Raw genomic sequence first — 6,390 nt, 5'->3', positions numbered from 1 at the left:
GCTTCGCGGGCCCCTCCCTCTCCCGCAAGCGGGAGAGGGGCTTTCATTCCGTTTTGCCGGCTTTCCAGTCAGCGATCGCTTGCTTGAACTGGCTCGACCCCTTCAGCCGAGCCATGTATCCGATCGGCCGCTTTGACGAGAGCGGGATGAAGTCGAAGCCACTGAGCGAGCCCCGCGCGCCACAATAGCTCTGGCAGCTGCCGTCGCCGTCATCGAGCAGCAAGCTCTTGCCCTTGGTCGTGATCGTCAGGCGACAGGTCGGGCCGCCATCATAGCTTGCCTGCTTCTCGCGATAGACCAGTTTGTTGCCGACCGCCTTGGCCACTCCCGCGATCGAGCAGCTATGGCCGTTGTAAAAGGCCAGCTCGGCGCGGAAATAAGCGTGGGCGGCGTCGACGGGCACGATCTCGACGACATCGTCGGACCAGAATTTCGACCCGTCGACCATGCCGTTCTGGAAATGCTTCGAGTAGCGACCGGCCAGCGAGCTGACGGGGGAGGCGGGGGCGGCGGCTATTGCGGCCAGGCCCAACAGGATGATCGCTTTCCTCACGCCGCTCTCCCCTTGTTCGATCCGCCCGCTCAGGCCTCCTGCTTGTCGAGCCACTCCTCGAGCCACTTGATCGTGTACTGCCCCTGCAGGAATTCGGGGTCCTCGATCAGCGCCTGGTGCAGCGGGATGGTGGTCTTCATCCCCTCGATCACGAATTCCTCGAGCGCGCGGCGCAAGCGGCGGATCGCGCCCTGGCGCGTCGTGCCATAGACGATCAGCTTGGCGATCATCGAATCGTAATAAGGCGGCACGCGATAGCCGGCATAGAGTCCGCTATCGACCCGGACGTTCATGCCGCCGGGCGCGTGGTATTGCTTCACCAGGCCCGGCGACGGCGCGAAGGTGCGCGGATCTTCGGCATTGATGCGGCATTCGATCGCGTGGCCGCGGAATTGAACGTCTTCCTGGCGCAATGTCAGGCCGTGGCCCTCCGCCACGCGGATCTGTTCGCGCACCAGATCCAGGCCGGTGATCGCTTCGGTCACCGGATGCTCGACCTGCAGACGCGTGTTCATCTCGATGAAATAGAACTCGCCGTCTTCCCACAGGAATTCGATCGTGCCGGCGCCGCGATAGCCCATATCGGCCATCGCTTTGGCGACGATCCCGCCCATCCGCTCACGCTCTTCGGGCGTGATGACCGGGGAAGGGGCCTCCTCAAGCACCTTCTGGTGGCGGCGCTGCAGCGAGCAGTCGCGCTCGCCAAGATGGATGGCGTTACCGTTGCCGTCACCGAACACCTGGAATTCGATGTGCCGCGGATTGCCGAGATATTTTTCGAGATAGACGGTGGCGTCGCCGAACGCGGCCTTGGCCTCGCTGCCGGCCTGCTGCATCTGCGTCTCGAGCTCTTCGGGCGAGTTGACGACTTTCATGCCGCGCCCGCCGCCGCCCGACGCGGCCTTGATGATCACCGGATAGCCGGCCGCCTCGGCGATCTTCTTGGCTTCGACGATATCGCTAATCGCGCCGTCCGAGCCAGGCACGAGCGGAAGGCCGAGCGCGCCTGCGGTGCGCTTGGCCTCGATCTTGTCGCCCATCGTGCGGATATGCTCGGGCTTGGGCCCGACGAAGATGATGCCGTGCGCCTCGACGATCTCGGCGAAGCGCGCATTTTCGCTCAGGAAGCCATAACCCGGGTGGATCGCATCGGCATGGCTGATCTCCGCCGCCGAGATGATGTTCGGGATATTGAGATACGATTCGGTCGCCGATGGCGGGCCGATGCAGATCGCCTCGTCGGCCAGCCGCACGTGCATCGCGTCCGAATCGGCGGTCGAATGGACCGCGACCGTCTTGATCCCCATTTCGTGACACGCGCGGTGAATGCGCAGCGCGATCTCGCCGCGATTGGCGATCAGCAGTTTCTTGATTTCGGGCATGGCCTTTTGGCTTACTCGACGACGACGAGCGCCTGGTCGAACTCGACCGGCTGGCCGTTCTCGATCAGGATCGCCGACACGGTGCCAGCGGCCGTCGCGATGATCGGATTCATCACCTTCATCGCTTCGATGATCACCAGCGTGTCACCCGCGGCGACCTTCTGCCCCACCGCGATGAACGGCTTCGCTTCCGGATTCGCCGCCAGATAGACGGTGCCGACCATCGGCGACTTGACCGCGTTGGCGCTGATTGCGGCGGGTGCCGGATCGGCAACCGCTACCGGAGCAACTGGAGCAGCGGGAGCCGCGACAGCCGCCGGTGCCGCATAGTTCATCGCCGGCGCGGCGTGCACCTCACGCGCGACGCGGATGCGGCGGTCGTTATCCTCGACCTCGATCTCGGTAAGATTGGTTTCGTCGAGCAGAGACGCGAGCTGGCGGACCAGCTCGACATCGACTCGCATGCCCCCGTCATTGTTATTGTCTGCCATTCGACCCTTCTTCGCCCTGTTGAGGCTGACTCAAAGGCGCGCCCTCTGTCAGAGTCGGGCGGCGGCTTCAAGCGCAAGCATATACGAAAGTGCGCCGAACCCGGAAACGGTTCCGCGCGCGGCACGACCGACAAAGCTCTGGTGACGGAATTCTTCGCGCGCTAGCGGATTCGACAGATGCACCTCGATGACGGGCACCTTGATGCCCTTGATCGCGTCGTACAGCGCCACGCTGGTATGCGTGAGGGCCCCCGCATTGAGCAGGATCGCCTTGACGTCCGATCCCTGTGCTTCATGCATCCAGGTGATCAGATGCCCTTCGTGATTCGACTGGCGCATGTCGATTTCGAGATCGAGCTCGCGTGCGCGCTCCTCCAGTCTCTCCGCAATGTCGTCGAGCGTGTCGGCCCCGTAGATTTCCGGCTCGCGCGTCCCGAGCAGATTGAGGTTGGGGCCATTCAGCACCAGGATCGTTTCGGTCACCCTTGCCCTTTCGGTTGTGGCGCTATCGGTCGCGTCCCTATATCGCGATTTGCCATGAATACCATGCACACCGACGGAACCGTCTCGATCCACGTCAATGGCGAGCATCGCCGCGTCTTTGCCGGGCTCACGCTCGCGCAGCTTGCCGAGGAGCTCGGGCTGGTCCCCGAGAAGGTGGCGGTAGAGCGTAACCTGGAAGTCGTACCGCGCTCGACCCTGACCCAGGTGCTGGTCGAGGATGGCGACGAGATCGAGATCGTCCATTTCGTTGGCGGTGGTTGAGACGTTCCGATGCTCCTGCCGAAGCAGGAGCCCAGGATAATATCACGGGCCGCTCTCTATCCGGCCCTGGGTTCCTGCTTTCGCGGGAACACGAGAAAGCAGGACGAAACAATGAATATCGCCACTCCCGTGACTGCCGCCGAAGATACCTGGACCGTTGCCGGCAAGACCTTTCGCTCGCGGCTGATCGTCGGCACCGGCAAGTATAAGGATTTCGCGCAGAACGCCGCCGCGCTTGAGGCGTCGGGCGCGGAGATCGTCACCGTGGCGGTGCGACGCGTCAATGTCAGCGACCCCAAGGCGCCGATGCTGACCGACTATATCGACCCGAAAAAGGTGACCTACCTGCCCAACACCGCGGGCTGCTTCACCGCGGAGGACGCGATCCGCACCTTGCGGCTGGCGCGCGAAGCCGGCGGCTGGGACCTGGTCAAGCTCGAGGTGCTGGGCGAGGCGCGCACGCTCTACCCCGATATGGTCGAGACGCTGCGGGCGACCGAGATTCTCGCCAAGGAAGGCTTCAAGCCGATGGTCTATTGCGTCGACGATCCGATCGCGGCGAAGCGGCTGGAGGATGTCGGCGCGGTTGCGATCATGCCGCTCGGCGCCCCGATCGGCTCGGGCCTCGGCATCCAGAACCAGGTCACGATCCGGCTGATCGTCGAAGGCGCCAAGGTGCCCGTGCTGGTCGATGCCGGGGTCGGCACCGCGTCCGATTCGGCGGTGGCGATGGAGCTCGGCTGCGACGGCGTGCTGATGAACACCGCGATCGCCGAGGCCAAGGATCCGGTGATGATGGCGCGTGCGATGAAACTTGCAGTCGAGAGCGGACGTTTGGCCTATCTCGCCGGGCGGATGGGCAAGCGGCGCTATGCCGACCCCTCCAGTCCGCTTGCCGGATTGATCTGATCCAAGGAGGCTCGATGCGTCGTTTGTTGCCAATCACCGCGCTCGTCGCGCTCGCTGCCTGCCACTCCCAACCCAAGATCGACAATGCCGACGCATTGATCAACGAAAGCGCGGCGGTGAAGGACCATGCGCCCGAGGCCGTGACGCTGACCGCACCCGACGGCGTTACCGTCTATGGCACCTATTACCCGGCCAGCAATGCGCGCGCGCTGATCCTGCTATTCCATCAGGCGGGATCGTCGAAAGACGAATATGTCTCGATCGCGCCGCAGCTTCAGCGCGCCGGCTTTGCCGCGCTGGCGATCGACCAGCGTGTCGGCGGCGGGCTCTATGGCAACAACCAGACGATGGCCGGGTATAAGGGCAAGACCGACTATCTCGGGGCGCTCCCCGATCTCGAAGCGGCGCTGGCCTGGGCCAAGGACAAGGCGCAGGGCAAGCCGATCCTGCTCTGGGGATCGAGCTACTCAGCCAGTCTGGTGTTCCTGGTTGCCGCGTCCAAATCGGCGCAGGACAGCGTGAAGGGCGTGCTTGCTTTCTCGCCGGGCGAATATTTCGAGGACAAGAAAATGGTCGAGAATGCGGCCGCCAAGGTGATGGTGCCCGTATTCGTTACCTCAGCCAACACGCTCCAAGAGGAACAGGAAGCGAAGGCGATCCTGTCGGCGACCAAGAGCACCGATCGGCAGCAATTCATCCCCAAGGCCGGCGTGCACGGATCGTCGACGTTGATCGCCGCCAAGAATCCCGGCGGCGCGGATGACAATTGGCAAGCGGTGCTGGCCTTCCTGAAACGCGTCGCTCCCTAGGGTATCAGGAACTCCGGGCCCGCCAAACCGTTCTATTTCCGTAATTTCAACGCGCCGGCACCCCGCCGGCGCGAACGGAAAGGAACGAGCCGATGGGTGAGCTGACCGACAAGATCAAAGGCAATGTCAACGAGGCGGTGGGCAAGGTGAAGCAGGCAATGGCCGGCGATGCCGACGACCCCAATCGCACGCGCAAGGACGACCAATTGGAAGCCGAAGGCGCCGGCCAGGAACTGAAGGGCAAGGCTCAACAGGTCGTGGGCAAGATCAAGGGCGCGCTGGGTGACGACATCTGATCGTCACCGATCGGTGCTCCCGATAGCCGAAAAGAAGGGTCGTGCCGCAAGGCGCGGCCCTTTCTTGCAATCGATCGGTCGGGTCGGAAGGGGGATGCCGTGGCAGATCGCGGCCTCTTGCCTGGATCGAGCTTCAAGGCGCGCTGGGAAGAGGCCCCGACGACGGCGCGACCGCCGCGATCGCAGTCATCGGCGATATCGTCGTGCGACGTCATGCACGCCGGTCGCGAGACCGACCAACGCGTGCAGCGCAATCATCAGCCCGGCGATCGTCGCCAGCGCGACCGCGATCTTCGCGTCGCTTCCCATCAGCGCCACCGCACCTCCGGCGAGCAGCACGTCCTTACCGGGGATCAGCGGTACGCGCGACAGCATCATCCGGATCGTGCCCAGGACAAGCAGGATCCCCAGAGTCGCGCCTGGAATCAGCGCCGCCCACAACAGCGCGTTCAGGACGAGCATCGCGGCGATCCGCGCTATGTGGCTGAGGAAGATCATGGCGATTGCGCGCCGCGACAGCGAAAAAGTGAAGAAGGCGTGGCGCGCGGCGAATATGCCGAGCGAGCTCACGACGACGACGAGTGTCGCCAGGACGGCTCCTTGAAGCAATGGTCCGCTCGCCAGGCGGTTGAGCGTCGGATAGGCCATCGCCATCAGGATCAACGTTGCCAGATTGCCGGCCAGCGCCGAAAGGATCGACATGTCGCGCAGTGTCGCGAACGGTGCCACCTCCGCCGGCATCGCGCCGCGCGCCCAGAAATAGAATTGGGCATCGCCCGAATAACCGAGCAGCAATTCGTTCGCGACTTGCTTGCGCAGCAGCGGCACCAGCCCGGCCGTCGGCAGCCTCCACAAGCGTCGCAGGATGACCCATTCCAGAGTCGGCGCGAGCAGATAGGCGGCGGCCAGCAATGCCCAGAATCCGGCTGTCGTCGGGAGGTTGTCGAGCAATTCGCCAAGGCGCAGCCGTCCGACTGCCGCGGCGACGCACACCAGAATGCCGATCGTCACCGCGAGGCCGACCAGGGCGCCCACACGCTCGCGCAAATTCGGCCTGCTCAGAAGGTCGGTCAGGTCCTGGACATGGGGTAGGTCGGCGGTGCCGCGGGCAACGGGTAGATAGGTCGATGGCAATGGGCGGCCCTTGTCGATCGAGCCACCGCGCTAGCGGCAGCCATTGGTTTC

The 6,390-nt window shown here is 64.0% G+C and carries 8 protein-coding genes and 1 pseudogene; 4 read left to right on the top strand and 5 right to left on the bottom strand.

What is annotated here, in order from left to right; genetic code table 11:
• Positions 1 to 43: 43 nt before the first annotated feature.
• The 4 genes from SMA01S_RS03915 to aroQ are packed head-to-tail and all read right to left on the bottom strand — an operon-like array spanning position 44 to position 2,909.
• Positions 44 to 553: a hypothetical protein gene (locus SMA01S_RS03915; protein ID WP_066817467.1), complete on the bottom strand. Its 510-nt coding sequence runs from the start codon at positions 551 to 553 to the stop codon at positions 44 to 46.
• 29 nt (positions 554 to 582) lie between these two features.
• Positions 583 to 1,935, bottom strand: coding sequence for an acetyl-CoA carboxylase biotin carboxylase subunit (accC, locus tag SMA01S_RS03910; RefSeq protein ID WP_066817465.1), 1,353 nt, complete (start codon positions 1,933 to 1,935; stop codon positions 583 to 585).
• An 11-nt stretch (positions 1,936 to 1,946) separates the two neighbouring features.
• Positions 1,947 to 2,426, bottom strand: coding sequence for an acetyl-CoA carboxylase biotin carboxyl carrier protein (gene accB, locus SMA01S_RS03905; RefSeq protein ID WP_066817462.1), 480 nt, complete (start codon positions 2,424 to 2,426; stop codon positions 1,947 to 1,949).
• A 48-nt stretch (positions 2,427 to 2,474) separates the two neighbouring features.
• A complete protein-coding gene (gene aroQ / locus SMA01S_RS03900) occupies positions 2,475 to 2,909 on the bottom strand; it encodes a type II 3-dehydroquinate dehydratase (protein WP_066817460.1) in 435 nt (144 codons plus the stop codon).
• Positions 2,910 to 2,972: 63 nt separating this feature from the next.
• Between aroQ and thiS the strand changes: the two are divergent.
• From thiS to SMA01S_RS03880, 4 genes and pseudogenes are all read left to right on the top strand, one after another.
• A pseudogene (gene thiS, locus SMA01S_RS24980) lies at positions 2,973 to 3,188 on the top strand (sulfur carrier protein ThiS); the annotation flags it as partial.
• 132 nt (positions 3,189 to 3,320) lie between these two features.
• Entirely contained in the window at positions 3,321 to 4,100 is a 780-nt protein-coding gene (locus SMA01S_RS03890; RefSeq protein WP_084250042.1) for a bifunctional sulfur carrier protein/thiazole synthase protein, read from the top strand.
• A gap of 14 nt (positions 4,101 to 4,114) precedes the next feature.
• Positions 4,115 to 4,909, top strand: coding sequence for an alpha/beta hydrolase (locus SMA01S_RS03885; protein WP_084250027.1), 795 nt, complete (start codon positions 4,115 to 4,117; stop codon positions 4,907 to 4,909).
• Positions 4,910 to 5,001: 92 nt separating this feature from the next.
• Complete coding sequence (locus SMA01S_RS03880) at positions 5,002 to 5,205, top strand: CsbD family protein (RefSeq protein ID WP_066817454.1); 204 nt, start codon at positions 5,002 to 5,004, stop codon at positions 5,203 to 5,205.
• A 186-nt stretch (positions 5,206 to 5,391) separates the two neighbouring features.
• On the opposite strand, the gene SMA01S_RS03875 is transcribed toward SMA01S_RS03880, so the two are convergent.
• A complete protein-coding gene (locus tag SMA01S_RS03875) occupies positions 5,392 to 6,339 on the bottom strand; it encodes a hypothetical protein (protein ID WP_066817452.1) in 948 nt (315 codons plus the stop codon).
• Positions 6,340 to 6,390: the final 51 nt, after the last annotated feature.

This window comes from Sphingomonas mali NBRC 15500, from assembly GCF_001598415.1.
In the GTDB taxonomy this organism is placed as follows: domain Bacteria; phylum Pseudomonadota; class Alphaproteobacteria; order Sphingomonadales; family Sphingomonadaceae; genus Sphingomonas; species Sphingomonas mali.
This window is presented reverse-complemented; position numbering and strand designations above follow the sequence as displayed.

What these genes read in the sequence shown, in the direction of transcription:
- SMA01S_RS03880 (WP_066817454.1), top strand. Translation starts at nt 5,002, where the DNA reads ATGGGTGAGCTGACCGACAAGATCAAAGGCAATGTCAACGAGGCGGTG.
- SMA01S_RS03885 (WP_084250027.1), top strand. Translation starts at nt 4,115, where the DNA reads ATGCGTCGTTTGTTGCCAATCACCGCGCTCGTCGCGCTCGCTGCCTGC.
- accC (WP_066817465.1), bottom strand. Translation starts at nt 1,935, where the DNA reads ATGCCCGAAATCAAGAAACTGCTGATCGCCAATCGCGGCGAGATCGCG.
- accB (WP_066817462.1), bottom strand. Translation starts at nt 2,426, where the DNA reads ATGGCAGACAATAACAATGACGGGGGCATGCGAGTCGATGTCGAGCTG.